23 protein-coding genes, 1 riboswitch and 2 other annotated features are annotated in these 25,562 nt (G+C 48.5%); of the genes, 9 read left to right on the top strand and 14 right to left on the bottom strand.

Translation table 11 applies throughout. From position 1 onward, the window contains the following. Window positions 1-11: 11 nt before the first annotated feature. The 4 genes from KNQ08_RS01475 to KNQ08_RS01460 all read right to left on the bottom strand — a co-directional run bounded on the left by KNQ08_RS01475 (window position 12) and on the right by KNQ08_RS01460 (window position 3,431). Window positions 12-671: an amino acid ABC transporter permease gene (locus tag KNQ08_RS01475; RefSeq protein WP_035398698.1), complete on the bottom strand. Its 660-nt coding sequence runs from the start codon at window positions 669-671 to the stop codon at window positions 12-14. Between the two features lie 57 nt (window positions 672-728). Then, window positions 729-1,502, bottom strand: coding sequence for a transporter substrate-binding domain-containing protein (locus KNQ08_RS01470; protein ID WP_029341130.1), 774 nt, complete (start codon window positions 1,500-1,502; stop codon window positions 729-731). A gap of 288 nt (window positions 1,503-1,790) precedes the next feature. Further along, window positions 1,791-2,216: a BrxA/BrxB family bacilliredoxin gene (locus KNQ08_RS01465; protein WP_023467616.1), complete on the bottom strand. Its 426-nt coding sequence runs from the start codon at window positions 2,214-2,216 to the stop codon at window positions 1,791-1,793. Between the two features lie 30 nt (window positions 2,217-2,246). Next, window positions 2,247-3,431: a class I SAM-dependent methyltransferase gene (locus KNQ08_RS01460; RefSeq protein ID WP_058265127.1), complete on the bottom strand. Its 1,185-nt coding sequence runs from the start codon at window positions 3,429-3,431 to the stop codon at window positions 2,247-2,249. Between the two features lie 110 nt (window positions 3,432-3,541). Between KNQ08_RS01460 and KNQ08_RS01455 the strand changes: the two genes are divergently transcribed. Both KNQ08_RS01455 and KNQ08_RS01450 read left to right on the top strand, forming a co-directional pair. After that, window positions 3,542-4,315 carry a sporulation protein gene (locus tag KNQ08_RS01455; RefSeq protein ID WP_214804434.1) on the top strand — a complete coding sequence of 258 codons (774 nt, stop codon included), beginning with the start codon at window positions 3,542-3,544 and terminating at the stop codon, window positions 4,313-4,315. Between the two features lie 208 nt (window positions 4,316-4,523). Continuing rightward, window positions 4,524-6,440, top strand: a complete 1,917-nt coding sequence (locus tag KNQ08_RS01450; RefSeq protein ID WP_214804432.1) for a glycoside hydrolase family 3 protein — start codon at window positions 4,524-4,526, stop codon at window positions 6,438-6,440. Window positions 6,441-6,470: 30 nt separating this feature from the next. On the opposite strand, the gene KNQ08_RS01445 is transcribed toward KNQ08_RS01450, so the two are convergent. Both KNQ08_RS01445 and tenA read right to left on the bottom strand, forming a co-directional pair. Then, a complete protein-coding gene (locus KNQ08_RS01445; protein WP_149426985.1) occupies window positions 6,471-6,767 on the bottom strand; it encodes a hypothetical protein in 297 nt (98 codons plus the stop codon). Window positions 6,768-6,818: 51 nt separating this feature from the next. Beyond that, a complete protein-coding gene (tenA, locus tag KNQ08_RS01440) occupies window positions 6,819-7,514 on the bottom strand; it encodes a thiaminase II (RefSeq protein ID WP_214724491.1) in 696 nt (231 codons plus the stop codon). 74 nt (window positions 7,515-7,588) lie between these two features. Further along, a riboswitch (TPP riboswitch) is annotated at window positions 7,589-7,695 on the bottom strand. 193 nt (window positions 7,696-7,888) lie between these two features. Between tenA and KNQ08_RS01435 the strand changes: the two genes are divergently transcribed. The 7 genes from KNQ08_RS01435 to KNQ08_RS01405 all read left to right on the top strand — a co-directional run bounded on the left by KNQ08_RS01435 (window position 7,889) and on the right by KNQ08_RS01405 (window position 17,076). Continuing rightward, on the top strand, window positions 7,889-8,770 hold the full coding sequence (locus KNQ08_RS01435) for a DUF1002 domain-containing protein (RefSeq protein WP_023467610.1): 882 nt from the start codon (window positions 7,889-7,891) through the stop codon (window positions 8,768-8,770). Window positions 8,771-9,046: 276 nt separating this feature from the next. After that, window positions 9,047-10,846, top strand: coding sequence for a ribosomal protection-like ABC-F family protein (gene abc-f / locus KNQ08_RS01430; protein WP_214804430.1), 1,800 nt, complete (start codon window positions 9,047-9,049; stop codon window positions 10,844-10,846). A gap of 196 nt (window positions 10,847-11,042) precedes the next feature. Next, a complete protein-coding gene (locus KNQ08_RS01425) occupies window positions 11,043-12,506 on the top strand; it encodes an alanine/glycine:cation symporter family protein (protein WP_133207992.1) in 1,464 nt (487 codons plus the stop codon). A 137-nt stretch (window positions 12,507-12,643) separates the two neighbouring features. Continuing rightward, a complete protein-coding gene (locus KNQ08_RS01420) occupies window positions 12,644-13,537 on the top strand; it encodes a diacylglycerol/lipid kinase family protein (protein WP_133207991.1) in 894 nt (297 codons plus the stop codon). 245 nt (window positions 13,538-13,782) lie between these two features. After that, entirely contained in the window at window positions 13,783-14,499 is a 717-nt protein-coding gene (locus tag KNQ08_RS01415; protein WP_055966831.1) for a peptidoglycan DD-metalloendopeptidase family protein, read from the top strand. Between the two features lie 116 nt (window positions 14,500-14,615). Then, entirely contained in the window at window positions 14,616-16,589 is a 1,974-nt protein-coding gene (locus KNQ08_RS01410) for a penicillin-binding transpeptidase domain-containing protein (RefSeq protein ID WP_214804428.1), read from the top strand. Window positions 16,590-16,605: 16 nt separating this feature from the next. Next, window positions 16,606-17,076, top strand: a complete 471-nt coding sequence (locus KNQ08_RS01405; RefSeq protein WP_214804426.1) for a GNAT family N-acetyltransferase — start codon at window positions 16,606-16,608, stop codon at window positions 17,074-17,076. A gap of 260 nt (window positions 17,077-17,336) precedes the next feature. On the opposite strand, the gene trpA is transcribed toward KNQ08_RS01405, so the two are convergent. The 8 genes from trpA to KNQ08_RS01365 all read right to left on the bottom strand — a co-directional run bounded on the left by trpA (window position 17,337) and on the right by KNQ08_RS01365 (window position 25,549). Further along, the gene (gene trpA / locus KNQ08_RS01400) at window positions 17,337-18,119 is read right to left on the bottom strand and encodes a tryptophan synthase subunit alpha (RefSeq protein WP_214805662.1); all 783 of its coding nucleotides are present in this window, start codon (window positions 18,117-18,119) and stop codon (window positions 17,337-17,339) included. Then, on the bottom strand, window positions 18,119-19,315 hold the full coding sequence (gene trpB / locus KNQ08_RS01395) for a tryptophan synthase subunit beta (protein WP_214728043.1): 1,197 nt from the start codon (window positions 19,313-19,315) through the stop codon (window positions 18,119-18,121). The genes trpA and trpB overlap by 1 nt, the downstream gene beginning before the upstream one ends. Then, window positions 19,312-19,881 carry a phosphoribosylanthranilate isomerase gene (locus KNQ08_RS01390; RefSeq protein ID WP_050678414.1) on the bottom strand — a complete coding sequence of 190 codons (570 nt, stop codon included), beginning with the start codon at window positions 19,879-19,881 and terminating at the stop codon, window positions 19,312-19,314. Before KNQ08_RS01390 ends, trpB begins: the two co-directional genes overlap by 4 nt. Further along, entirely contained in the window at window positions 19,878-20,645 is a 768-nt protein-coding gene (trpC, locus tag KNQ08_RS01385) for an indole-3-glycerol phosphate synthase TrpC (protein WP_050678413.1), read from the bottom strand. Before trpC ends, KNQ08_RS01390 begins: the two co-directional genes overlap by 4 nt. Continuing rightward, the gene (gene trpD / locus KNQ08_RS01380) at window positions 20,642-21,658 is read right to left on the bottom strand and encodes an anthranilate phosphoribosyltransferase (protein ID WP_214804424.1); all 1,017 of its coding nucleotides are present in this window, start codon (window positions 21,656-21,658) and stop codon (window positions 20,642-20,644) included. Before trpD ends, trpC begins: the two co-directional genes overlap by 4 nt. 6 nt (window positions 21,659-21,664) lie before the next feature. Beyond that, window positions 21,665-22,231, bottom strand: coding sequence for an anthranilate synthase component II (locus tag KNQ08_RS01375; protein ID WP_050678411.1), 567 nt, complete (start codon window positions 22,229-22,231; stop codon window positions 21,665-21,667). Beyond that, window positions 22,228-23,622, bottom strand: a complete 1,395-nt coding sequence (gene trpE / locus KNQ08_RS01370) for an anthranilate synthase component I (protein ID WP_149426978.1) — start codon at window positions 23,620-23,622, stop codon at window positions 22,228-22,230. Before trpE ends, KNQ08_RS01375 begins: the two co-directional genes overlap by 4 nt. Window positions 23,623-23,674: 52 nt before the next feature. Beyond that, window positions 23,675-23,924, bottom strand: a binding site (T-box leader). A gap of 48 nt (window positions 23,925-23,972) precedes the next feature. Further along, window positions 23,973-24,224 (bottom strand) — a binding site (T-box leader). Window positions 24,225-24,280: 56 nt separating this feature from the next. Further along, the gene (locus tag KNQ08_RS01365; RefSeq protein WP_149426977.1) at window positions 24,281-25,549 is read right to left on the bottom strand and encodes a dihydrolipoamide acetyltransferase family protein; all 1,269 of its coding nucleotides are present in this window, start codon (window positions 25,547-25,549) and stop codon (window positions 24,281-24,283) included. Window positions 25,550-25,562: the final 13 nt, after the last annotated feature.

Genomic DNA, 25,562 nt, shown 5'->3' with positions numbered 1-25,562 from the left:
GTTCCATCTGATTACCCACTCTTTCTCATAGCTTTTTCGACTTGTTGGCCTATCAAGCTCAATCCCATGACGAGAACAAAATATACGAATCCGGCAAACAACAACGGTTCGAAATAAATCGCCTTTTCTCCTCCAACGATTTGTGCACGACGCATGACATCGAGAACACCGACCGTCGAGACGAGTGCCGATTCCTTCGTCAACGTGATCAATTCGTTCATGATCGCTGGAAGGATATTTTTAAAGGCTTGCGGCAAAATGATCGAACGGAGTTGTTTGAAATACGAAATACCAAGCGCATCTGCAGCTTCCCACTGCCCACGATCAACAGCTTGAATCCCGGCCCGAATGATTTCCGAGATGTACGCTCCGGAGTTCAAGGAGAAGGCGATTATTGCCGATTGGTATCCTGTCGTGACATACCCTGTCAACTGTGGTAATCCGAAGTGGACGATCGCCAGTTGCAAGATCAATGGGGTTCCCCGGAAGATCGCCGTATACGTATGACCAATGAAACGGATGAAACGGCTCTTCGTGATTTTCAGTGCCGCGACGACGATTCCGATCAGCATCCCGGCAATGGCCGCCACGATGACGACTTGGAAAAGGACCGGAATCCCCTCAAGAATATATGGAATTGAATCTTGAATCTTTGTAAAGTCTATCATAATCAATCTCCTAACGTCGCACAAAAGGGATGAGGTTACCCCCACCCCCATGCACTTGACTTATTTTGCTTCTTTTTGGAACCATTCTTCTGCCAATTTATCGATTTCACCACTGTCAATCATCTTCTTCAACTCTTTGTTGAAATCGTCACGCATCTTGTCACCTTTTTTGAAGGCGATCGCTGATCCAGCTGGACCATCTTCTTCAATCTGGTACGTTTTCAGGGATGCATCTTGATCCATGTATTTGACGGCAACTGCATCCTCGATGATGAGGGCATCGATCCGACCTGTATTCAATTCTTGAATGATTTCTGGGATTTTGTTTAAAGGAACCGCTTCGCTATCTTTGAAGCGATCTTTTGCGAGTCCCTCTTGGATTGATCCAAGCTGGACACCGATTTTTTTGCCTTTGAGTTCGTCTTCCGAACTGATGGCTTTATCCTTCGTCATGACCAAGTTTTTTGATTCGAAGTAGATGTCCGTGAAGTCAGCGTTTTTCTTCCGCTCTTCCGTTGGTGTCATACCCGCCATGACGAAGTCGACACGACCTGAGCTGAGGGCACCAAGTAGGCTACCGAATTCCATGTCTTCGATTTTTAAGTCATATCCGAGATTTTTCGTGACTTCTTTGGCGATCGCAACGTCGAACCCGACGATGTCCTCTCCTTTTTTCGTATCGATGTATTCAAATGGGAAGTAATCCGCTGACGTTCCCATCGTCAATACTTTATCGCTTTTGCTTGAACCACCTGTTGATTCTTCCGACGCGCCACATGCTGCCATCGTGACTGCCAGAATGCCTGCCATTGCCGTTGCTAATAATTTTTTCATTCGAGTTTTCCCCTTCCAACGCTCAATTGTCAGAACTTTAACAATAGTATGACTTATGTGTATGTCCAATTCAATACCGAAAAGCCTGACCTGTTCTATTGCTTTCAGGATATACGAATATTTATTCACTGTAAAGCATAAATATATAAATTTTTTTGACTTTCTATTCATAAATCATGCATAAATGACTTTTTATACAATTTTGCAAACGCTTTCAATTTTAAAATTTATTATCTTAATCTCATGAATGCGTAAAAAAAAGACCCCTTTATCAGGAGTCTTCTTTGCTTATGCATAGATTTCAATCAATGATTCAAGTTTCTCGACGACCTCTTCTGCCGTGAACGATTCGATGTCGAACCGCTCGACCATCGAGAGGATGTTTCCATCTTGCATTAATGCAAATGACGGAGATGAAGGTGGATAACCTTCGAAGTATTCACGCGCACGGTCTGTCGCTTCGCGATCTTGTCCAGCGAATACCGTGACGAAATGATCGGGCTTGATGCCCTCTTTCCGATTAACGTACGCTGCAGCAGGACGGGCGATCCCGCCAGCACATCCACACACCGAATTGACAAGGACAAGTGTTAGCCCTTCGCGTTTCATTGCTTCATCCACGCTCTCTGGCGTCGTTAATTCTTCAAATCCAGCAGCTTGCGCTTCTTTGCGGGCTGTTTGGACGACATCTTCAAAATACATTTGGAAATCCATCGTATTGCCTCCTTTGATTCGTTCTCCTTCTTATTGTACGAGTTTCGGTGAAATCTGTCCAAGTCTGCCGCTTAATTCAGTTTCTAAAAATGGTCGGGCATGCAACAGATCGCGGAAAGCGATGTAGCGGTCGATTTTCTCTTCCGTTGGTCGCTTGTTTTGTTTGTATGCTCGAATCAAGATGTTCTTCGGTGTGTGCTCGAGATCAATGAATTCGAGAAGTTGCGCTTCATATCCGACCAGTGTTAGCAACTCAGCACGAATCGAATCTGTCGCCAGTGATGCGAATTTTTCTTTGATCAGTCCATGCTGGAGCATGACATCGAGTGGCGAACAGTCCAGTTGACGGTTCAATTCCTTTTGACAGCACGGTACGCTCAGGATGACCGATGCATTCCAGTCAACAGCTCGCGCGAGTGCGACGTCGGTCGCGACATCACAAGCGTGAAGTGTCACCATCAGGTCAACTTCCGTCTCCCCTGTGTAATCATGAACGTCTCCGACACGGAATGTCAGATCGGTATAATCCAGATCACGCGCAATTTGTGTACATTCTTCGATGACTTCTTTCTTTAAATCAAGACCTGTCACTTCGAGGTCGAATCCTTTGACGACTTTTAGATAATGATAGAGAGCAAACGTCAAATACGATTTTCCGCATCCGAAGTCCAAGATCCGGAGTTTTTTTCCTTTTGGCAAGGCAGCAATGCTATCCTCGACAAATTCAAGAAAGCGATTGATTTGTTTAAACTTATCGTACTTCTGTTTTTTGACTTGACCCGCTTCCGTCATGACGCCTAAGCGAATCAGAAACGGAACCGGCACACCGTCTTCTAATAGATAGGTTTTTTTCCGGTCATGCGACAAGAGAGCTTTCATCGGCTCCTTTTTGGATGTCTTGAGCGCGACTTTCAGCTTTTTCGAGAGCTGGAATTGCCATTCCTCTTCTTCAAAACGGAATAAGAATTGGCGGAATTCCGTGAACCAGTCATCGAGTCGCCCGACGAAATCGTCAATTAAAATATTTTCATGCTTCATAACGCGTTCAAATTGAAACTCTACCTGCATCATCACCGTATCTCTTAATAGAATCGGTTTTACCTTGATTCGTCGGAGATCATTTGATTTTTGACGCGGATTACTTATCGTTGCATGGATCAGTGTTCCTTGCGTGATTTGCGAGGCAAGACTCGCTTTTAATTCATGTAGTTCCACTAGTCGTCCCGTCCTTTTCTGATGTTCTTTCGAAACTGTAGCAAATTCGTACCTGTTCGACAAGTTTACACGCTTCATCATTCGTACGTAATCAAAAGGAGGAATTCATCATGTTCAAAAAAATTCTATCGCAAATCGGAATTGGTGCTGCTACGGTCGATACACGCTTGACGGATGACCGCTGTGAACCAGGCGGTCAAATTCACGGTGTCGTCCATATCAAAGGCGGAAACGTCGATCAAGAAATTGATCGAATTTATCTTGAATTCAACACGCAGTACAAACAAGAAGTCAATGATAGCACGACGTTTACGACCTTTACGCTCGACCGATTTGCCTTAAATGAAGCGAAGTTCACGATTGAAGCGGGTGTCGAGCGGGAAATTCCCTTTACATTACGCGTCCCGCTGAATACGCCACTCTCCGTCAGTCAATCGAAATCGTGGATCGAGACGGGACTCGACATCGCTCAAGCCGTCGATCCATCTGACCGTGACGCTGTCATCGTCGAAGCAAACCGCTACCAAGCAACAGTCTTAGATGCAATGGAGTCACTTGGCTTCCGATTGAAAAAAGCCGACACGGAAAAATTACCTGGACGATTCCGGAAAGATTTACCGATTGCTCAGGAGCTTGAATATTCAGCTCGCAATACACACTACGCTCATAAACTGGATGAGATTGAAATCATCATGCTTCAAGACGGGTCTGGGATTGTTTTAATCGTCCAAGTCGATCGTCGTGCGCACAGTCTCGGATCATTGTTCAGTGAAATGGCTGGTGCGGATGAGTCAATGATCAAACTGCGTCTGTCCAATAGTGAATTGCAGGATCAATCGTTCGTCGAACGTCAGCTGACAAGCATCGTGGAACGCTATAGCTGATCAATCGATCGACTTTACTTGAAAGTGATTCCTCTTCAGGGGGAGTCACTTTTTTTCATTCAAGTCAGTCTGTCTAAAAACACGTTTGAAATTTATTTCAATTTGAAATCGTTTACAAATAAAATATTGTTTTAAAACAAACACCTTGCTATACTGTCCGTATTGAAAAGAATTCCAGTCACGGTTTGACTAAAGGAGGACGTACATCATGAAAAAAATCGGACAGTTCACGTTAACAGCCGGACTCGCAGCAGTACTCGTCTCAAGTAGTTTACCCGTCATGGCAGAGGCAGGATCTTCAGCCGATCGGATCAGTCACAAAATCGACACGATGACACTCGAACAAAAAATCGGGCAGATGATCATGCCGGACTTCCGACAGTGGAATGGCAGCAATCATACGTCGCTTGCCCCAGAAGTCGCGAACATCATCGATCGCTATGATTTAGGCGGCGTCATCTTGTTTGCTGAGAACGTCAGCGAAACCGAACAGACGACGAAACTCGTTCATGATCTGCAAGAAGTCGTCAAACAAGATGCTAGCAACGATATTCCGCTCTTCGTCACGATCGACCAAGAAGGTGGAATCGTTACTCGGCTCGGAACAGGTACGAACTTACCTGGCAACATGGCGTTAGGTGCGACCCGCAGTAGCACATATGCCAATGATGCCGGTCATATCATCGGTTCCGAACTGCGTGCGCTCGGCATCAATGTCAACTTTGGTCCGGTTCTCGACGTCAACAGCAATCCTGGAAATCCTGTCATTGGTGTCCGCTCGTTCTCGAGTGATCCGGAGCTCGTCGGCACACTCGGTTCCGCTCTAATGAAGGGAATTCAGTCTGAAGGTGTCGCGGCGACCGCCAAACACTTCCCGGGTCACGGCGATACGGCGACCGATTCCCACTATGGATTACCGGTCGTTGACCGATCCCTGCAGGAGCTAGAACAAGTCGAGCTCGTACCGTTCAAGCGAGCTATTGCTGAAGACATCGATATGATCATGACAGGACACATCGGGATGCCGCAAATCGAACCTGAAGTCGTCACGTCGACAAATGGTACCTTCCCTTTACCTGCGACGTTATCAGATGACGTCATCACGGGCGTACTGCGCGAAAAGCTCGGTTACGATGGCATCGTCATCACGGACGCGCTGAACATGCAGGCGATTGCCGACAACTTCACGGAATCAGAAGCCGTCTTAAAGACGTTTGACGCCGGTGTCGATATCGCGCTCATGCCGACGATCCTTCGTTCCGAGCAGGATGTCACAAAACTCGACCGGATTTTCAAGGATGTGATCGCAGCAGTCAAAGATGGTCGCCTCTCAGAGGAACGGATCGATCAATCGGTTGAGCGGATTCTGACACTGAAAGCAGAACGCGGAATTTGGAACGGTACGACTGACACGACATCCCTAGCTGAAAAAATCGCGCAATCGAACCAAATCGTCGGTAGTCCCGAGCATAAAGCAAAAGAACGTGCGATGATGGAAGCCGCGGTCACACTCGTGAAAAATGATCAGCGGACCTTACCATTCAAACCGAAAAAGAACGCAAATGTTCTTGTGATCGCTCCTGCGGCGGATCAAACGGACAGCATGAAAAAAACGATCGCTTCCCTACCGAAGAATCGGAACTGGCACGTGACGACAGCGAATTACTCGGCTACTACGCTACCGCTCGACCAAAACCCGACATTACGGGCGCAACTCGATGCAGCAGATTACATCATCGTCGGTTCCAACGTCAACACGAGTGCTAAACTACTACCTACTGCACCAGAACAAGCGATTCCGGCTTCGATCTTCCGCTATGCGAAACAAACGGATACACCATCCGTCCTGCTCAGTCTCCGTAACCCATACGATGTCGCCGTTCAACCGGACGCACCGGCACACGTCCTCGTCTATGGCTTCAAAGGCGATCCAAACGGTCCAGACTCCGAAGCAGGCAATCTAAAATCAGCGGGACCGAACCTGCCTGCAGGTATCCGAGCGATCTTCGGAACGTTCAAACCGCAAGGCACTTTACCGGTTGATGTGCCGGTCTTTCAGAACGGTGTCTTTACCGATCAACTGCATCTCGAATTCGGTGACGGCTTTAAAAACTGGAAAAAATGATGACGTGATACACCAAAAGACCGAAGCTCCTTAAAGGATGCCTCGGTCTTTTAATGATTGATACGGATATTCAGTTTCTTCTTTCGCACGATGGTAGACGCGGTATAACCAATAAGTCAGCAGTGCATAGACGACGATGACAAGAACAGCAGAAATATAGCTTCCCATGCTATACGCTACCTTGAAGTTTCGAGTCGATGCGGATATACCGGATAACACAATCAACGTTGGGATGATAAGTCCTACAAATCTTACTTTGACTTTACCAAGCATTCGTTGCATAGCATATGCCGCGAGGATCACGAGTGCGATGACTACGATTTCCATTCCAATCCCTACTTTCACCAGATGGTATTCCTAATTCTACCATCTACTGGTTTAAGAAGATACCGGGCGTGCTGGAATCTTTTCGTAGACCGACGTGAACGTCTCTTCCGTCCACCCCATGTGCCAGAAGAGTAACTCATAGTAACAACTTGTCACGAAATGACGTTTCATCCGCTCGCGTTCCGTCGGGCTCGCTTGTTCCGCCAGTGCATCAAGCCGTGCAATCTGTTCAAAGACGACCTTTTCAAACCATTCCGAGCTGTACGTGTCGATCCATTGCTGATAGATTTTTTCTTCCGGAGTACACGTCAGTAATTGCTGTCCGACTTCATAATACAACCAGTAACATGGCAAGATAGCAGCAATCGTCTCACCGAGCGTTCCTTCACTCGCGTGATGCATGTGGGAGACATACGCATATGCTGTCGGTGCCGGTTCAAATGCTTCAAGATTTGCTTCCGTAATACCGAGCGGCTCAAAAAATGATTGATGTAAGCTCAACTCTGCCTCGTAAGTCGAAGTAGCATGTTCGGCAAGTGTCGCGATCGTCGCGAAGTCGTCTGCTTTTGACGCTGCCTTCGCTTGAATCTTCGCAAAGTGTTTTAAGTAATAGGCATCCTGCATGACGTAATGCCGAAATTTCGAGAGCGGTAACGTCCCCTCCCCGATTCCTTGTACGAATGGGTGCGTAAAACTACTATCCCAGTACGCTTGTGCCGCTTGTTTGATTTCTTGTGTGAATGTCATGATCTCATCCTCCTCGTTTAGTTATGAAACGAAAAAACACCACCCCGAAACACACGGGCATGGCGCAAGAAGAACAAGACTTGACGCCACTTCCCTCCGTAAGTACGAACTTAATCAGGTTCAAAGGGTCCGAACGTCTTCGTTCGTCTCAGTCGGTCTACCGACTCCCCTAGTGGTCATTATTCGATTCCCATCCACTATAGCATGCTGAAAACGGAAGTCAAGTTGTCCTCTTTTCGCTATACTATGGAGTGTCAGAAGACGGATGCCGTCTCCATCTACAGACCGATTCCGAACTTCTTTCGTTCTCGTACACTAACTTTAGTACCTGATACTATAATTCATTCTGTTACTTACAATTGGAGGATTTCATTATGCATACACCAACAAAAATCATGGCGTCAGCCGTTATCGCTTCTGCTCTATTACTCCCGACAGCCGCATCTGCCGAACAAGTCGTCGATAAGACGATCGTCACACTCGGGGAGTCGCTCGGCGCAAAGGATAAAGCATGGGTGCTTTCCCGTCTCAATGCACCGGAAGGCATCACACCGATCATCGCCACTTCTGCTGACGAAGAAAAATATCTCGGGAAAAACATTCCACAGTCGCAAAAAGGTGGCAACATGTATTCGTCGGCTAAGATCGAACTGACGGAAAAAGGTGATGGACTTTCCGTCTCGACGGAGAACATCACATGGGTGACAAAGGATATGTATCTCAACGCTCTCGTCACAGCGGGTGTCAAAGATGCCGATATCACGATCACTTCTCCCTACAAGGTGACCGGGACATCGGCACTGACAGGAATCATGAAAGCGTACGATCAAACTTCCGCTGAGACTGGAATTAAGTTAAGTGACGAACGCAAGGATTTAGCACAGCAAGAATTATCGGTCACATCAGACGTCGGAAAAACGGTCGGCACGGATAAAGTCGCTGACTTAATGAATGAGATCAAGGCTGAGATCGCCAATCAAAAACCGGAAACCAAAGTCGAGATCGAAAACCTGATCGTCCAAGTCATTCAAAACAACAATATCCAGTTGTCTGACGCACAAATGGACCGGTTGACGAATCTATTCAATCAAATGGAGCAAGCGAACATCAACTGGGGACAAATCGAGAGTGGTTTGAAAAATGCGGGGCAAGACATCCACGCGTTCGCAACATCAGAAGAAACGAAAGGTTTCTTCGCTAAATTATTCGATGGACTCAGTGACTTCTTCAGTTCAATCGCTGGCGTGTTCAAATAATTCAGACTTCCGTAACTGACAAAAAAATAGTAAACTAGAGATATCTGAAACGAAAGGTGGTGTGAAAAGATGGACTTTGCCGCGTGCAAACACTGGTTGATGGAACAATTGTATCTGTTGCGCGCGATTTTTCATGGAATGGCGTTCTAAGGCACCCCTCTGCCCTTTTTTAGAACTTCATGATTGAAAAATACAGCAAAGCGCATCTTTCACACGTGATGGAGAGTGCTATTTGCGCTCTCCTTTTTTTGATGCGCGCGAAAGGATCAATTGATTATGATGATTTGCGACATTCAACACCTAACCAAACAATTCGGAGGCGAAACGATCTTAACGGATGTTTCCCTCTTCTTAAACGAACACGACCGTGTCGGTCTAATTGGACGAAACGGGAGTGGCAAGACGACATTACTCCGCTTGCTCGCTCGCCTTGAGCAACCGGACGGTGGTGTCATCTATCAAAAGAGCGGTTTGACGATCGGCTATTTGGAACAACTTCCTGTATATAGTGAGACGATGACCGGACTCGACGTCCTTTGGACAGCGTTTGAAGACATCCTCGCGATCCGTTCTCGGATGCAACAGTTGGAGCAAATGATGGCGACAGCACCAGAGAATCTGGATGCGTTACTCGCACGATATGCGGAAGCGACGAATGCGTTCGAACAAAAGGATGGCTATCTACTCGACTCGAAAATCGAGCGCATGGTGAACGGGTTACACCTTCGTCCGTTACTCACTCGTCCTTTCCACCAGTTGAGCGGTGGTGAACAGACGAAGATTTGTCTCGGTCGCATGTTACTCATGGAGCCAAATCTGCTCATTCTTGACGAACCGACGAACCATCTTGATTTAGCTGCCGTGGAATGGCTAGAGCAGTTCTTACGGGACTACACAGGAACCATCCTGCTCGTCTCTCACGACCGGGTCTTCTTAGACGCCGTCGTCACCTCGATCGTTGAACTCGAGGACGGTGAACTGACAACCTATATAGGGAATTACAGCGCGTTCGTCGTCGAACGAGAACGTCGCTTGATGGAACAGTTCCACGCCTACCAAGAGCAACAGAAAAAAATAAAGAAAATGAAGGAAGCGATTCGTCGACTCCGGCAATGGGCAAACGAAGCGTCTCCACCGAGTGAGAAATTATTCCGTAAAGCAAAATCAATGGAACGAGCACTCGAGCGGATCGAACGGATTAAACGACCACAACTCGAAGCCAAAACCGCTGATGTCTCCTTCTCTTCCACTGATCACTCGAGCCAAGTCGTCTTTCGCGCTGAAGAACTCTCGTTTGCTTACGGAACCCGTCACATTTTTGATGAAGTCTCGTTCGAGATCATGGCACAGGATCGGATCGCGATCGTCGGAACGAATGGGAGCGGGAAATCGACGTTGCTCTCACTGCTGCTTGACGAATTATCACCAGACGCAGGCACACTCACGCGTGGACCATCGAATCGGATCGGTTACTTGTCCCAGCATGCCCATTTCGAGGAGGACGCGCGGTTAATCGACTGGTTTAGAGACCGGATTGCCGTTCCAGAAGCGGAAGCCCGCCATATCCTAGCCCGGTTCCTGTTCTTTGGACCAACTGTCTTTCGGTCCATTTTGTCACTGAGCGGAGGCGAACGTGTGCGATTGCAACTCGCCGTCCTCGTTCATTCGTCGATCAATGTATTAATTCTCGACGAGCCGACGAATCATCTCGATATTGAATCAAGAGAGACACTCGAAGAAGCACTCGAGAATTTTTCTGGTACATTGATTGCCGTCTCACACGACCGCTATTTCTTGAATCGTCTTTTTCCGCAGATCCTTTGGCTTGAAAATGGTCTGACGCGTTATCATGGTACGTATACGTATGCCCAACAGAAGCGTACCGAGTTCGCTGCGTCGTCTCCACTTCACGTAACCCTACAAAAACCAAAACGCTTATCACAATACGAGTTAGAAATGCAGATCGAGCGGCTTGAACAGAAATTAGCAAAACGTGAAAAATCGACCGATACCGTTTCTAAAAGCATCCAACAGCAACTCGATGACTTATACGAACAGTTACTACAGTATGGATGATCCAGCTTTACTTGACTGTCACTCTCGATACCGAGAGTGACAGTTTTTCGTTCATTCATAAGATTTCATCATATGTTTTTTTAGCTAACCTTATTAAGTTTTAAAATTTTATTTTATTTTGTTGTTGCTTATTTTCAGAAAATTCGTATAATTTAGCGTATAGCTTTTTATTATTCTTTGGGAGGAATACATCATCATGAACGCCATTCAGCAAGTCATTCAAGGAAGTGTCGATTACGCCAACAATATTTTATGGTCGTATGTATTAATTGCCGTATTGATCGGCGGCGGGATCTACTTCACGATCCGAACTGGCTTCATCCAATTCACTTACTTAAAAGAGATGTTCCGTGTCACGCTCGATAAAAGTGAACAAACAACAGACGATAATGGGGAAAGCATCACTTCTCTCCAGTCATTCTTCATCGGTGCTGCGACACGGATCGGTACGGGTAACCTTGCCGGTGTCACGATTGCCGTCACACTCGGTGGACCGGGTGCCGTCTTCTGGATGTGGATGGTCGCTCTTCTCGGTGGTGCGACAGCTCTCATCGAAAGTACACTTGCTCAAGTTTATAAAGTGCGCGATACGAAATCGAACGCGTACCGTGGTGGTCCTGCCTACTACATCGAAAAAGGCTTGAAAAACCGAGCTCTCGGAATCGTCTTTGCAATCTTGATTGCCGTGACGTTCGGTCTCATCTTCAACTCCGTTCAATCGAATACGATTGCTGCTGCCTTTGACAATGCGTTCGGTATCAACACAGCTGTCGTCGGTGCTGCACTCGTCGTCTTGACGGGACTCGTCATCTTTGGTGGCGTTCACCGTGTCGCGAAGTTCTCTGCGATCATCGTTCCTGTCATGGCAGGTCTCTACTTGATTGCTGCTCTTTATGTCGTCGTCACGAACCTGACGGAACTTCCTGGTGTATTCGCAATGATCTTTAAAAGTGCCTTCGGAATCGAGCAAGCATTCGGTGGCTCGGTCGGTGCTGCGATCTCACTCGGTGTCAAACGCGGATTGTTCTCGAACGAAGCCGGAATGGGGTCTGCTCCGAACGCTGCTGCTGCGGCTGAAGTCTCACACCCAGCAAAACAAGGTTTCTTGCAAACACTCGGTGTATTCCTCGATACGTTGATCGTCTGTACAGCGACAGCAACGATCATTCTCCTCAGTGATAGTTATGCTGCTGGAAATGGCGAAGGAATCGGCATGTTGCAAAACGCGCTCTCCGAGGAATTTGGTGCAATTGCTCCACCATTCATCGCACTCAGCGTCTTCTTGTTTGCTTTCAGTTCGATCGTTGGTAGTTACTACTACGGCGAAACGAACATCGAGTTCATCAAACAAAGTCCTGCAGCCGTCTTCGGTTTCCGGATTGCGACAATGGGCTTCGTCTTCATTGGATCCGTGCTCAGCCTTGGTATGGTATGGAGTTTTGCCGATCTCTTCATGGCAGGCATGACATTGATCAACATGACGGCGATCCTCCTCTTGAGCGGCATCGCCCTCAAAGTCATTAAAGATTATCAGGAACAACGAAAACAAGGACTCGATCCTGTCTTCTCAGCAAAAGCACTCGGGATCGAAAATACGGAGTGTTGGGATGTCGAAGAAGAAGCTCGTCCTGCGGCTGGCGAAGTGCCACCATCACAATAAATCACTTCTGAGTTCAAACTTCAGCACCGAGTAAGCCATGTGCCTACTCGGTGCTTCTATTTGTTAAAAAGAATTTGGATTATGTTTTCATCGGACAGGGAAAAAGTCAACAGATTGTCCTGAAGGAGGAATTTATCTTGTCTCAAGTCATGCTGATCATCAATCCGTCTTCTGGAAAAGAACTCGGAAAAAAACACGCAACGCTTGCTGAGGAAACGCTTGCTACTCGCTTTGAAACTGTTGACGTTCGGTTCACGGAAAAAGAACACGATGCGACGGAATTTGCGCGTCATGCCGCCCAGTCTAATTACGACGCTGTCATCGCCATGGGGGGTGACGGAACGGTCAATGAAGTCATCACTGGGATCGCCGAACAACCGCATCGCCCAACGCTCGGAATCGTCCCACTAGGAACAGTGAACGATTTATCCCGTGCGTTACACATCCCGACGGATCCAGAAGAGGCGATTCAGATCTTAGCTGACGCCCCTACCCGACCGCTCGATATCGGTAAATATGATGACCATTACTTCATGAACGTCATCGCTGTTGGTCTGATTGCGGAAGCCGTCGAGGAGGTCAGTGTCGAACAAAAGACGTCACTCGGATCGGTCGCTTATTTCATTGAAGGTCTAAAAGCCTTCAAGGATCATAGCCCCTATCCGATTGAAATTGATTCTGCTGAGAAACAATTCGATGGAGAAGCGCACTTGTTGATCATCGCCTTGACGAATTCCGTTGGCGGGTTCGAATCCTTTGCAGAAGACGCAAAAGTCGATGATGGACTGCTGCATGGCTTCATCATTACGAAGCTTGGATTCTTTGATGCGCTCCAAGCATTACCCAAACTCATCACGGGTGGATTATCAAAAGCAGATCAAATCGAACACTTCACGACGACACGTGTCGAAATTCGCTCGAAAGAAGAATTGCCGATTAATGCCGATGGGGATACAGCAGGTCATGTTCCGGTGACTGTCGAGGTACTCCCGCAACATTTAACTGTGTTTTCACCATCTTCTAATGAATAACAGTATATGTTCATAGAAAAAAGAACTGACTCTTCGTCAGTTCTTTTTTACTTATTAATCCATTACAATATATGTTAACAAAGCGTAATTTTGAAACATATTTGAAATATTTTCGTGTTATTGACGATGCTATAATCATCTCAGGCGAAAAATCATTCTTTAAAATAAATAATTATACATAAAATCTTACAATTTTGTAATGATCAGTTCTGGCGCTTCAGATTTTTAAGGAGGAAATACACTCAATGAAACGTTTACTTACAACAATGACAATGACAGCTTTGGTAGTTTCAGGTTTTGCAACAACGAGTGCTTCGAAAGTTGAAGCTGCAACGACATATAAAGTAAAGGTCATGGCAGACGGACTTCGTGTTCGTACAGGTCCATCAACAGCTTATAAAATCGTCGGTAGCGTCAATACAGGACAGACATTCAATTATCTTGGTGTTTCTGGTTCATGGACAAAAATTTCATACGGTGGCGCATCACGCTACGTTTCTTCTACATACGTAAAAAAATACAGCACAACGACTTCAACAAAAGCAACGACTGGCTTCTCGCGTCCAGCAAGCGGTCCAATCACGCAAGGATATGGTGCTGCAAGTGGCGTTTACGGTTATACGTTCCATAACGGCATCGATATCGGCGCTCCAACAGGTACACCTGTCTATGCATCAGCCGCTGGTAAAGTCATCACATCCCGTTATTACGGCGCATACGGAAATCACGTCATGATGACGCATACCGTCAACGGCATCCAATATACGACGGTGTATGCACACTTAAATAGTCGCTCCGTTTCGGTCGGACAGACGATTGCAAAAGGATCGAAAATCGGTACGATTGGTGCAACAGGTAACGCGTTTGGTGCGCATCTCCATTTTGAAATGCATCGTGGTCCTTACGTCTACAGCGGAACGTCTGCTGCAAACAGTGTCAATCCACTCAATTACTTCAACTAAGCTTGATTCACCGGACTTCTCCCCATGAGAAGTCCGGTTTTGTGTTTCAGATGAAATCTCCTGACAGGAGTGGTACGGTATGATTATGAGTCTAATCCACAACGGAGGCGAAACACATGAAACGAACGATCCCTTATCTTTTATCAGCGACGTTTGGTGTGACGTTACTTGCCGGATGTCAAGATCAGCCGACACCTGAAGAACGTCTTGATGCCTACATCAAACTTTGGGAAAAACAAGATTACGATAAGATGTATACGTACGCGAGTACGGCTACTAAAAAGGAATACGGAAAAAAAGAATTTATCGACCGGACAAAACAATTGTCGAAATCGCTTGATATCAAAAAGTTATCCGTCGAACGGAAGAAAGCGAAGGACGCAACGGATGACGAAAAAGCGTCCCTTCCCGTACGAATCTCCTTTGATACGGTTGCAGGAGCCGTTGCTTATGATAAACAAGTCCCGTTAACATTCGAGAAACAAGGAGAAACAGAAAACTGGTTCATTGACTGGGACTCTTCGTTTGTTCTAAAAGACTTTAAGAAAGAAGACAAGGTTCAGTTAGAAACCGTAGAAGGCAAACGTGGTGATTTACTCGACGCGAACGATAAACCGCTCGCGACCTCCGGTAAAGGGTATGCTGTCGGAGCAACTGCAGGACAACTTAAAGATGTCGACCAAGTTGCCGAGTTGCTCGACCGCCCGACCTCATCGGTCGAAGATTCCTTAAAAGCAAGTTGGGTCAAGGATGGACAATTCGTTCCGCTCAAAACACTGACCGACGAAGCAACGGTTGAAAAATTGCGTGACATTCCTGGAATCAGCGTCAAAGAGACAGAAGTCCGAACGTATCCACTTGGTAAAGCAGCCTCTCATTTAATTGGATATATCGGTTCGGCAACAGCAGACGAGATTAAAGAATCGAAAAATAAAATCCAAGCTGGTGAACAAGTCGGGAAACGGGGTCTTGAACAAGTCCTTGATGATCGGTTACGCGGTAAAGCCGGTGCTTCGATCATTCTACAAAAGAAAGACGGATCAAGCGTTACCGTCGCTGAAACGAAACCGACGGATGGTGAGGATATCCCGTTGACGATTGATGCTACGCTCCAGAAAAAGACGTACGACACGATGCAAGAGGACCCGGGAACGGCATCGGCAATCGATCCGCGGACTGGTGAGACGCGTGTCTTACTTAGCTCCCCGGGCTTTGATCCTTCTGAATTCATGTCAGGGATCTCGCAAGCGCGACTCGATGAACTGACGCAGGATCCGGATCAACCATTGTTGAACCGATTCACGAGTGCCTTCGCACCCGGTTCGACCCAAAAACCCCTGACGGCCGCCGTTGGCTTAAAGAGTGGAACACTTGACCCGGAAAAAGCCTATACGATCAATGGACTGAAAAATAAGATCGATGGTTTTAACGTCACGCGGATTCACGAGACGCCAGCACCCGTTAATCTGCACAATGCGCTCGTTTATTCAGATAACATCTATTTCGCCCGCTCAACACTCGAACAGGTCGGAACGAAGGCGTTCACGTCTGGACTTGAAGCACTCGGCTACGGAGAGAAGCTACCGTTTACGTATCCGTTACGCGCTTCTCAAATCTCAAACGACGGGACGATCGCTTCAGATGGACAGCTGATGGATACGTCCTACGGACAAGGACAGATGCTGACGAACATTCTCCATCTAGCGTCGATGTATGAAATTTTCTTGACCGATGGAACAATCTATCGTCCGACTCTTTTACAAGAGGAAAAAACGAAACAAGTCTTCAAAAAGGATCTGCTGGATGCGAAAGACGCGAAGATGATTCGTGATGATCTCTATGACGTTGTCCATAACGGCTACACGCTCCCGGCCGATATCAAGGAAGTCGATGTTGCCGGTAAGACCGGTACGGCAGAATTGAAAAAGGCAGGCGAAACCGATGGAAAAGAGAATGGCTTCTTCGTCGGTTACGATAACGATAAAAAAGATCTTCTTGTTGCCATCATGATTGAATCGGTCGAAAAAGAAGATCGTGGTAGTCCGTATGTATCGGGTCTTGTTGCCGAAGTACTCAAACAAAATCGATGATTGGAGTGATTGCTTGATGATCCGCACGAGCCGTACTTCAGACCTCCCTGCCCTGCTTGCACTGACGGCAGAGACCTTCTTGCACCATCAACGATTATCGCCTCACTTTCATCCAGATGTAACGACACCGTACACGCTGGAGTCTTTAAGTCAGATGGTGGAAGCAGAACAACAACTCTGTCTGACAGCGCTTGACGGAGAAACACTCGTTGGTTACTTGTTCGGCAAGTGGACTGCGCCAGCATCCGATCGATTTACACCAGCCCGGATCTTGAACATCACTGACGTCGGTGTCACCTCATCCCATCGTTCATTCGGAATTGGTCGCCAGTTAATGCAGGCTGCAGAAGAACTCGCACTCGAGCGAAAGGTCGATGCTGTTCGCTTAAACGTTTGGGCGGTCAACGACCGTGCCGCCACATTTTATGAGGAACTTGGATTCGAACCGCTGTATACCAACTTGCAGAAGTCGCTCGTTCAACAGTGACATCTATACGAAAAAGGGGCTGACTCAAAAAAGAATGACGCGTCTTTTCACGCCCTTTCCTCAGGCGAGACACAAGCCAGTTTTCCTGCTTCGTAGCAGGAAAGCGGGTCTTGTTCGTCTCTAACAGCGCATAAATGCGCCTGTTCCTGTAGGAGTTGCGTGTGACGCGTCATTCTTTTTGTTACGAGATAAGGGTGGCAGATCATCATTCTGCCACCCTTATGTTTGTAGAGACTGACTTTTGAGTCAGCTCCTTTTTATTAATGTGACGGCGTCGCCGCAAGACGTGCTGCCATCAACTGTTGAATCGTTTCTCGATCGTTCTGATGGAGTAAGTCGACGATCTTACTGCCGACGATGACCCCTGAGACTGGTCTGCTCAGTTGTTTGACATGTTCCGGTGTACTAATCCCGAACCCGGCAAGTACAGGTACTGGACTGTTTGCTGCAACGTTCGCTAAGTGGTCTTCGAGCGCCATATCAAACGTCGTCTGTCCGCCTGTCGTTCCGTTGACCGTGACCGCATAGAGGAATCCTTCACTTTTATCGGCAATCTTTTGGATTCGCTCCATCGGACTCGTCAAGGAGACGAGTTGAACGAGCGCGATGTCAGACTTATCTTCTTGTTCGAAGAACTGTTCGCTCTGCTCAAGCGGCAGATCGGGAATGATCAGTCCGTCGACTCCGACTTCGCGACACGTCGCTAGAAACGCTGTTAATCCGTAGCGGAAAATCGGATTCAAGTACGTCATCAAAACGACAGGAACATCGACTGTCTGACGGGCAATCCGAACTGCATCGAGGACGTCCTTCAGTCCAACGTTCGCTTCTAGCGCGCGGAGTCCCGCTTCTTGAATGACTGGACCATCAGCGACGGGATCCGAAAACGGGACACCGACTTCAATCGCTGTCGCTCCGGATTCAGCGAGAAACGACAGGATTTCCGGGAGTTGATCGATCCCTCCGTCTCCCCCCATGACGTACGGAATAAATGCTTTCTCCCCTTTGCTCGTAACGGTACGAATGGCTGTCTCTAATCGCATCATGCTTCCCCCTTTAGTGCGTTTCTGACAGTGACGACGTCTTTGTCGCCACGTCCTGATAAGCAGATGACGAGAATCTCTTCCTTGTCCATCTCTGCCGCGAGTTGAGTCGCGTAGGCAATCGCGTGTGCCGACTCAAGTGCCGGAATGATTCCCTCCTTGCGGCTCAACAACTGGAGTGCTTCCAGTGCTTGTTCGTCCGTCACGGCTTCATACTGGACGCGACCGATATCTTTTAGCAAGCTATGCTCCGGTCCGACGCCCGGGTAATCCAGTCCAGCTGAGATTGAATGTGCTTCCTGTACTTGACCATGTGCATCCTGTAAGAGATACATCATCGAGCCATGCAAGACACCGACCTCTCCTTTTGTCATCGTCGCTGCGTGTTTATCCGTCTCAACACCGCTTCCGGCTGCTTCGATGCCGTACAACTGCACGTCCGTATCATCGATGAACGGATGGAACATCCCGATTGCATTACTGCCACCGCCAACACAAGCGACAATCGCCTCCGGCAGACGTCCTTCTTTTTCGATGATTTGGCGTCGTGTCTCTTTTCCGATGACCGCTTGGAAATCACGGACGAGTTGCGGGAATGGGTGTGGTCCGAGAACAGAACCCATCAAGTAATGCGTGTCTTCGACATGTTTGACCCAGTAACGGAGCGCTTCATTGACGGCATCTTTGAGTGTCCGACTCCCTTGCGTGACCGGGATGACGGTTGCTCCAAGTAACTCCATCCGGAAGACGTTCAACTCTTGACGACGGACGTCCTCTTCTCCCATGAAGATGACGCACTCGAGGTCGAGCAAGGCACAGACCGTCGCTGTCGCGACACCGTGTTGTCCTGCTCCTGTCTCAGCAACGATTTTTCGTTTCCCCATCCGTTCAGCCAGTAACGCTTGACCAATCGTATTGTTGATTTTATGGGCACCGGTATGGTTCAAGTCTTCTCGTTTCAAATAGATCTTTGCGCCACCGATCGTTTGCGTCAAATGTTCGGCAAAATAAAGTGGTGTTTCACGTCCGACGTATTCTTTCAGCAATTCGTCCATCCGTGCTTGAAACGCTGGATCTTCTTTTACTGTTGCGTATGCTTCTTCGAGTTCGATCACCGCGTGCATCAATGTTTCCGGGATGTAGCGTCCTCCGTATTTACCGTATTGTCCTAGTGTATCCGGTTGTGCGTAGCTCATGCTTCTCTCTCCTTTACGGCATCTGCGAATGCCTGCATTTTGATGGGATCTTTCCGTCCATCCGTCTCGATGCCACTTGAGACATCGACCGCGAACGGGTGATATCGTTTGATTGCTTCTCCGACGTTTCCTGCTGTCAAGCCACCGGCAATGAACAGTGGTCGATCGGCTTGAATGTCTCGTGACCAGTCGAATGTCTCGCCACTTCCAGCAACCGGTGCGTCAACGAGCAAATAATCCGTCTGTTGCTCTACTTGTCCGATGTCCGTCACCGGAATCGCTTGAATGACGGGAACTGGTAACGCTCCGTCCGGAATGACACCATGAATTTGGACGAGATCTAGCGCGACTTGCTCGACCGCGTCGGTCACCTGCTGGTAAGTCGGGGAGACGAAGACACCGACGACCTGGACCGTTTTTGGAATGTCGCGTCTGAGACGAGCTGCCTCTTCCAGCGTGACCTGTCGTTTACTTTTAGCAAAGATAAAGCCGATGTAGTCCGCTAAGCGAACTGCCGCTTCGACATGTTCTCTTTCCCGGAGACCACAGAACTTAATCCGTGTCATACGCGAACGCCACTCACTTCTCGGATGAAGACTTGCGGATCGTCTGCCCGCATCAACGTCTCGCCGACGAGGATACCGTCTGCACCGGCAGCGTGTAATCGCTGTGCTTCCTCGACCGTCTTGATGCCACTCTCACTTATATACCGGACGTCCGGTTGTTTTTGTTCGAGTAATCCGACCGATGTCTGTAAATCAACTTCGAATTTTTTCAAGTTTCGGTTGTTGATGCCAATGATTTGCGCACCGATCGCCTCTGCTCGGCGTAACTCCTCTTCGTCATGGACTTCGACCAAGACCTCAAGTCCTTCTGCGTAAGCATACGCATACAAGTCAGCAAGCATCTCCTGCTCGAGAGCGGCGACGATTAAGAGAATCAACCGTGCCCCATGTGCTTTTGCCCGATCGATTTGAATCCGATCAATCATGAAGTCCTTACAAAGCACCGGGATGTCGACTGCTGCAGCGACTGCCGCTAAATCGTCCATCGACCCTTTGAAGTACGTCTCGTCCGTCAAGACGGAGATGACGGTCGCTCCACTCGCTTCATATTGTTTTGCCTGAGCGACGACGTCGACGTCGAGTGCGATTGCACCTTTTGATGGCGACGCTCGCTTGATTTCCGCGATGACGGATAAATCCGCTCCTGCTAAACGTTGCTTAATCGACGGCTTCAATGCCTCCCGATCAATCCGTTCGACACCAGTTAATTTTAATTGCAGGACTTCTGTCCGTTTCGTTTCGATGATGCGATCTAAGATATTCATCCGATTGCTTCCTCCCGTGTCATTTGTCGTAATTGATTCAATCGTTCCATCGCCCGTCCTGAGTCGATGCTATCCGCTGCTAAGGCAATCCCTTCTTCGATCGTCTTCGCCCGATTTGCTGCAAAGAGGGCAATTCCGGCATTGAGTAGGACCGTGTTGCGATAAGCACCATGCTCACCACCAAGGACTTGCAGTAAAATCGTCGCATTCTCTTGTGCACTACCTCCACGGATCGCTTCAAGCGGTGCGGTCTTCAGTCCGACTTCCTCCGGGTGAAGACTGAAGCGGATCAGCTCGCCTTCGTCGAGTAAGACGAGTTGGTTCGTTCCGGCAAGGGATGCTTCATCCATTCCATTCGCACCGTGTAAGACGATTGCCCGCTTCCGTCCGAGTCGATGCAATGTCAACGCCATCGTCTCAAGCATATCCTCTCGGTAAATTCCTAATAGTTGTGTCTTGAGTGGAACCGGGTTCGTCAATGGACCGATCAAGTTAAAGATCGTTGGAATCCGCAGATCGCGTCGGACCTTCATGATTTGCTTGACGCGTGGGTGCATCCGTTGCGCAAACAAGAAGGCGATTCCGTTCGACTCGAGCTGTTCTGCTAAGCGTTCCGGTGTTGCATCGAGCGAAACCCCAAGTGCTTCGAGCACATCAGCGCTGCCCGTTTTACTCGAGACACTTCGGTTCCCGTGCTTCGCGACTTTCATGCCGGCACCTGCTAGAACGAAGGCGGCTGTCGTACTGATGTTGAACGATTGTGAGCCGTCGCCTCCTGTACCACAGTTATCCATGAAATCGCCGGTGACTGGAATGTCGAGTGCGACCTCTCGCATGATCGAAGCGAGACCGGCTAGTTCTTCTGCTGTCTCCCCCTTTGCTTTCAGGGCGACGAGAAAAGCCGCAATTTCACTGTCCGTGATGCCTTCCGCAAATAGTTCGCGTGCTGCCTGTTGCATCTCTTCATATCGTAAATGCTTCGCTTCCGCTAATTTTAATAATGTCTCTTTCATCGTTTGTCACTCCTTCGTCAATTCAATGAATCGTTTGATCATCTGCTGCCCTTGCGGTGTTCCGACGGATTCCGGATGAAACTGGATTCCGAACGTCAGATGTGTCTTGTGCTCGAGTGCCATGATCGTCCGGTCCTCCGTTTCTGCCGTGATGACGAGTTCCGTTGGTAAGTCGTTTCGCGCGACGATCAGCGAATGGTAGCGCATGACCTCTAACGTTTCCGTCATTTCGTCGAAGAGTTGTCCCGATTGTCGAATCATCGATGTCTTCCCGTGCATGATGACCGGTGCTTCGACGACGTGTCCTCCGAATGCTTCGCCGATTGCCTGATGTCCGAGGCAGACACCGAGAATCGGTACTTGACCCGATAATTGACGAATTAGATCGATGCAGATGCCAGCATCAGCCGGGCGACCGGGACCGGGTGAGAGGATGATGCCGTCTGGTTTCATCTCGCGGAGTTCTTCTATGCTGACCGCATCGTTTCGAATGACGTGAACGTCTGTGTAAACGGATGCGTATTGGTATAGGTTATAGGTAAAGGAATCATAGTTATCAATTAGGACGATCATTTCCAAACCTCCAGTAGTGATTTCGCTTTGTGTAACGTCTCCTGGTACTCGAGGCGTGGAATCGAATCGTAGACGATGCCAGCACCTGCTTGCACAGAGGCGACACCATCCTTGATCACCATCGTCCGGATAGCGAGGGCAAAATCCATATTCCCCCGAACATCGAAATAGCCGACAGCCCCAGCATATACTTCTCGTTTCACCTGCTCGTACTGGTCGATCAACTGCATCGCTCGGATTTTCGGAGCTCCCGTGACCGTCCCTGCCGGTAGACAAGAGACGAGTGCGTCTGCTCCAGTCTTCCCGTCTGCTAGCGTACCTTCAACGACCGAGACGAGATGCATAACGTTCTTGAATCGTTCGATTTGCATGAAGCGCGTCACCTCGACTGTACCAATCTGGCAAATCCGTCCTAAGTCGTTGCGTCCAAGATCGACAAGCATCCGGTGCTCGGCTCGTTCCTTCTCGTCGTGCAGCAACTCTTCTGCTAACCGTCCATCTTCCTCTTTCGTCTTCCCCCGGCGCCGGGTGCCGGCAATCGGATTCGTCGTCACTCGATTCCCTTTGACTTGGACCAAACTTTCCGGGGAGGCCCCGAGTACGATTGCTTCGCCTAAGTCGATATAAAAGAGATAGGGACTCGGATTATCCTTACGGAGCTTCCGATAAAATTGGAACGGATCACCTGAGAACGTCGCATCAAGTCGTTGCGAGAGAACCAGTTGGAAGACGTCGCCTTGGCGAATGTGTCTCTTCGCTTGTTCGACGAGTCCTTCAAACGTCTCTTGATCCATTAACGGTTCATAGACGACATCCCGGAGTGGACGCTCGATGTCCGTTCGCTCCCGTGGTTGCTCAAGTTGCGCTTTCCGTTCTGCTAGACGTTGACGTAAGACGTCACGATCAGTGATGCCACCAAGTGACGTCTGAATCAAATGAACACGATGCTCGAGATGATCGAACAGGATGATTTGGTCGTATACGGCGAGTAACGCGTCTGGTAATTGTCGCGTTCGCTCAGGAACCGCTCCGAGCGTTTCATAGGCGCGCATCATGTCGTAACCGACATATCCGATCCCACCCGCTAAAAACGGAAGGTCTTCTTCGACGCCATCCCGGAGGATCATCTGTTGCATCAGTCGTACTGGATCACCCGTTTCCTGCGTCAATTGACCTGTCGTCAACTGTTCCCGTGTCACGGTCCGTCCCTCTGCCCGAATCATCTCCACCGGATCGACACCGATGATCGAATACCGTCCTTGATCCGTATGCGCAGAACTTTCAAGTAAACATTTCTGTGTTCCGCTCAGTTGTTGGAAAATCATGATCGGCGTCATCTCGTCGCCGTTTAGTTCAAGTTGTTCGATGATAAGTGTGTCTGTCTGAACCATCCCTGTTCGCCTCCTGGAATATAAAAAAAGTCCCCCACACAGCGTATGCTGCATGGAGGACGATTATCTCGCGGTGCCACCTCTCGATTGGAACGGTTTGACCGTTCCCACTTTGTCTGATGCGTCTTAATAAGAGACATCATAGCCTACGATAACGGGGGCATCCGTCGCGACCTACTTCATCGTTCAGCCACGCTCTCATGAGACCATTCACGAAACCTCGCCGTACGGAAGTCACACCATTCTCCCGCTCTCTGAAACGCCGATGTTGTCTCGCTACTTAACTCACTCTACGATTTGTTTGATTCGATTGTATACGAAAAGGGTCTTCTCGCCCATTCATGTAGAACATGAAGGACGGGAAGACCCGCGGTACCACCTTCGTTGACGATGCTGACACCGTCCCCTTTGAAACGAACCGGACCGTTGTCCTGATTCGTCGACCCCGATAACGGGAGGAACCCGTCAGAGCCTACTACCCATTGAAGGGATTCGGTCTGAAGCTCAGAAGGCCATTCGCTTGTTGCCCGATACTGATTCGCACCACCCATCAGCTCTCTTGAATCGTTTCACAAGTTACTTCTCTTCGTCTTTGCTATCGTGTGTTGAATTGATTCTTATATTACGATGCTTCTTCTTCCCTGTCAACTGGAAAAACTCAATATAGGGAAAGTTGGTTCGGATCAATCGATTCGAGCGCTTGTTTGACGGTTTGCAGGAACTGTCCGGCAACGAGTCCATCGAGTACCCGGTGGTCGATCGACATACAGAGGTTGACCATGTCGCGTGCTGCGAACATACCGTTCACCCAAACCGGACGTTTGACGATCGATTCAACGGATAGAATTGCCGCTTGCGGGAAGTTGAGGATCGGTGCCGATTGAATCGAACCGAACGATCCTGTGTTGTTGACCGTAAACGTACCGCCCTGCATCTCAGCAGACGACAACGTACCTGCTTGTGCGCGTTTCCCGAAGTCATCGATCGCGCGTGCGATACCTTTGATGCTTAGTTCATCCGCATTCTTGACGACCGGTACGAACAGAGCGTCTTGCGTCGCGACAGCAAGTGATAGGTTGATCGCTTTCTTTTGAATGATCTTATCTCCCGCCCATGTCGAGTTCATGATCGGATGTTTTTTCAATCCTTCGACCGTCGCCTTCATGAAGAACGGCAAGAACGTCAATTTGACCCCTTCTTGTTTGAAGAACGCATCTTTATGACGATTACGTGCTTCGACCAAGTTCGTGACATCGACTTCGATCATCAACCAGGCATGTGGCGCTTCGTGTTTCGCACGTACCATGTTCGAAGCGATCGCTTGACGCACACCGGCAGTCGGAATCTCGATGTCGCCCGTTTCCGTCGGTTGTGGTGCACTGACCGGACGTTTTGGTGCAGGTGGTGCTTCTGCCGGAGGCGCTACCGGAGCCGCTTGCGCTTCCGATTTTGGTTCAGTTGCTTGTGGTGTCGGGATCGATCCAGACTCGATCAGTTTCAAGAGGTCTTTCCGTGTAATCCGTCCGCCAGCTCCAGTACCCGTCACTTGTTCGAGATCAATGCCGTGTTCTCCCGATAGTTTCAAGACAGCTGGTGAATAGCGTTTTTTCATCGATGTATCAGACGACGTCGTTTCTTCGACAGCCGGTACTTCTTGTTCCGTCGCAGCGACTTCCGTTGACCCACCACTGACTTGCATCGTGACAATCGCGTCACCGACTTGCAACGTATCCCCTTCTTCTGCAAGCAGTTTTTCAATCACACCATCAAATGAAGATGGGACTTCTGCCGTTACCTTATCGGTAATGACTTCTGCAATCGGATCGTATTTTTTGACAGTATCGCCCGGTTTGACGAGCCACATCGAAATCGTCCCTTCTGTGACGCTTTCTCCGAGTTGTGGCATCGTAAGTGTTTCAGTCTTCATCGATCAGTTCCCC

Source organism: Exiguobacterium sp. s46, assembly GCF_018618875.1.
In the GTDB taxonomy this organism is placed as follows: domain Bacteria; phylum Bacillota; class Bacilli; order Exiguobacteriales; family Exiguobacteriaceae; genus Exiguobacterium_A; species Exiguobacterium_A abrahamii.
This window is presented reverse-complemented; position numbering and strand designations above follow the sequence as displayed.

Coding starts and splice junctions, on each gene's coding strand:
- KNQ08_RS01470 (WP_029341130.1), bottom strand. CDS start 1,502: ATGAAAAAATTATTAGCAACGGCAATGGCAGGCATTCTGGCAGTCACG.
- KNQ08_RS01465 (WP_023467616.1), bottom strand. CDS start 2,216: ATGGATTTCCAAATGTATTTTGAAGATGTCGTCCAAACAGCCCGCAAA.
- KNQ08_RS01455 (WP_214804434.1), top strand. CDS start 3,542: ATGTTCAAAAAAATTCTATCGCAAATCGGAATTGGTGCTGCTACGGTC.
- KNQ08_RS01450 (WP_214804432.1), top strand. CDS start 4,524: ATGAAAAAAATCGGACAGTTCACGTTAACAGCCGGACTCGCAGCAGTA.
- KNQ08_RS01445 (WP_149426985.1), bottom strand. CDS start 6,767: ATGGAAATCGTAGTCATCGCACTCGTGATCCTCGCGGCATATGCTATG.
- tenA (WP_214724491.1), bottom strand. CDS start 7,514: ATGACATTCACACAAGAAATCAAACAAGCGGCACAAGCGTACTGGGAT.
- KNQ08_RS01435 (WP_023467610.1), top strand. CDS start 7,889: ATGCATACACCAACAAAAATCATGGCGTCAGCCGTTATCGCTTCTGCT.
- abc-f (WP_214804430.1), top strand. CDS start 9,047: ATGATGATTTGCGACATTCAACACCTAACCAAACAATTCGGAGGCGAA.
- KNQ08_RS01425 (WP_133207992.1), top strand. CDS start 11,043: ATGAACGCCATTCAGCAAGTCATTCAAGGAAGTGTCGATTACGCCAAC.
- KNQ08_RS01415 (WP_055966831.1), top strand. CDS start 13,783: ATGAAACGTTTACTTACAACAATGACAATGACAGCTTTGGTAGTTTCA.
- KNQ08_RS01410 (WP_214804428.1), top strand. CDS start 14,616: ATGAAACGAACGATCCCTTATCTTTTATCAGCGACGTTTGGTGTGACG.
- KNQ08_RS01405 (WP_214804426.1), top strand. CDS start 16,606: ATGATCCGCACGAGCCGTACTTCAGACCTCCCTGCCCTGCTTGCACTG.
- trpA (WP_214805662.1), bottom strand. CDS start 18,119: ATGCGATTAGAGACAGCCATTCGTACCGTTACGAGCAAAGGGGAGAAA.
- trpB (WP_214728043.1), bottom strand. CDS start 19,315: ATGAGCTACGCACAACCGGATACACTAGGACAATACGGTAAATACGGA.
- KNQ08_RS01390 (WP_050678414.1), bottom strand. CDS start 19,881: ATGACACGGATTAAGTTCTGTGGTCTCCGGGAAAGAGAACATGTCGAA.
- trpC (WP_050678413.1), bottom strand. CDS start 20,645: ATGAATATCTTAGATCGCATCATCGAAACGAAACGGACAGAAGTCCTG.
- trpD (WP_214804424.1), bottom strand. CDS start 21,658: ATGAAAGAGACATTATTAAAATTAGCGGAAGCGAAGCATTTACGATAT.
- KNQ08_RS01375 (WP_050678411.1), bottom strand. CDS start 22,231: ATGATCGTCCTAATTGATAACTATGATTCCTTTACCTATAACCTATAC.
- trpE (WP_149426978.1), bottom strand. CDS start 23,622: ATGGTTCAGACAGACACACTTATCATCGAACAACTTGAACTAAACGGC.
- KNQ08_RS01365 (WP_149426977.1), bottom strand. CDS start 25,549: ATGAAGACTGAAACACTTACGATGCCACAACTCGGAGAAAGCGTCACA.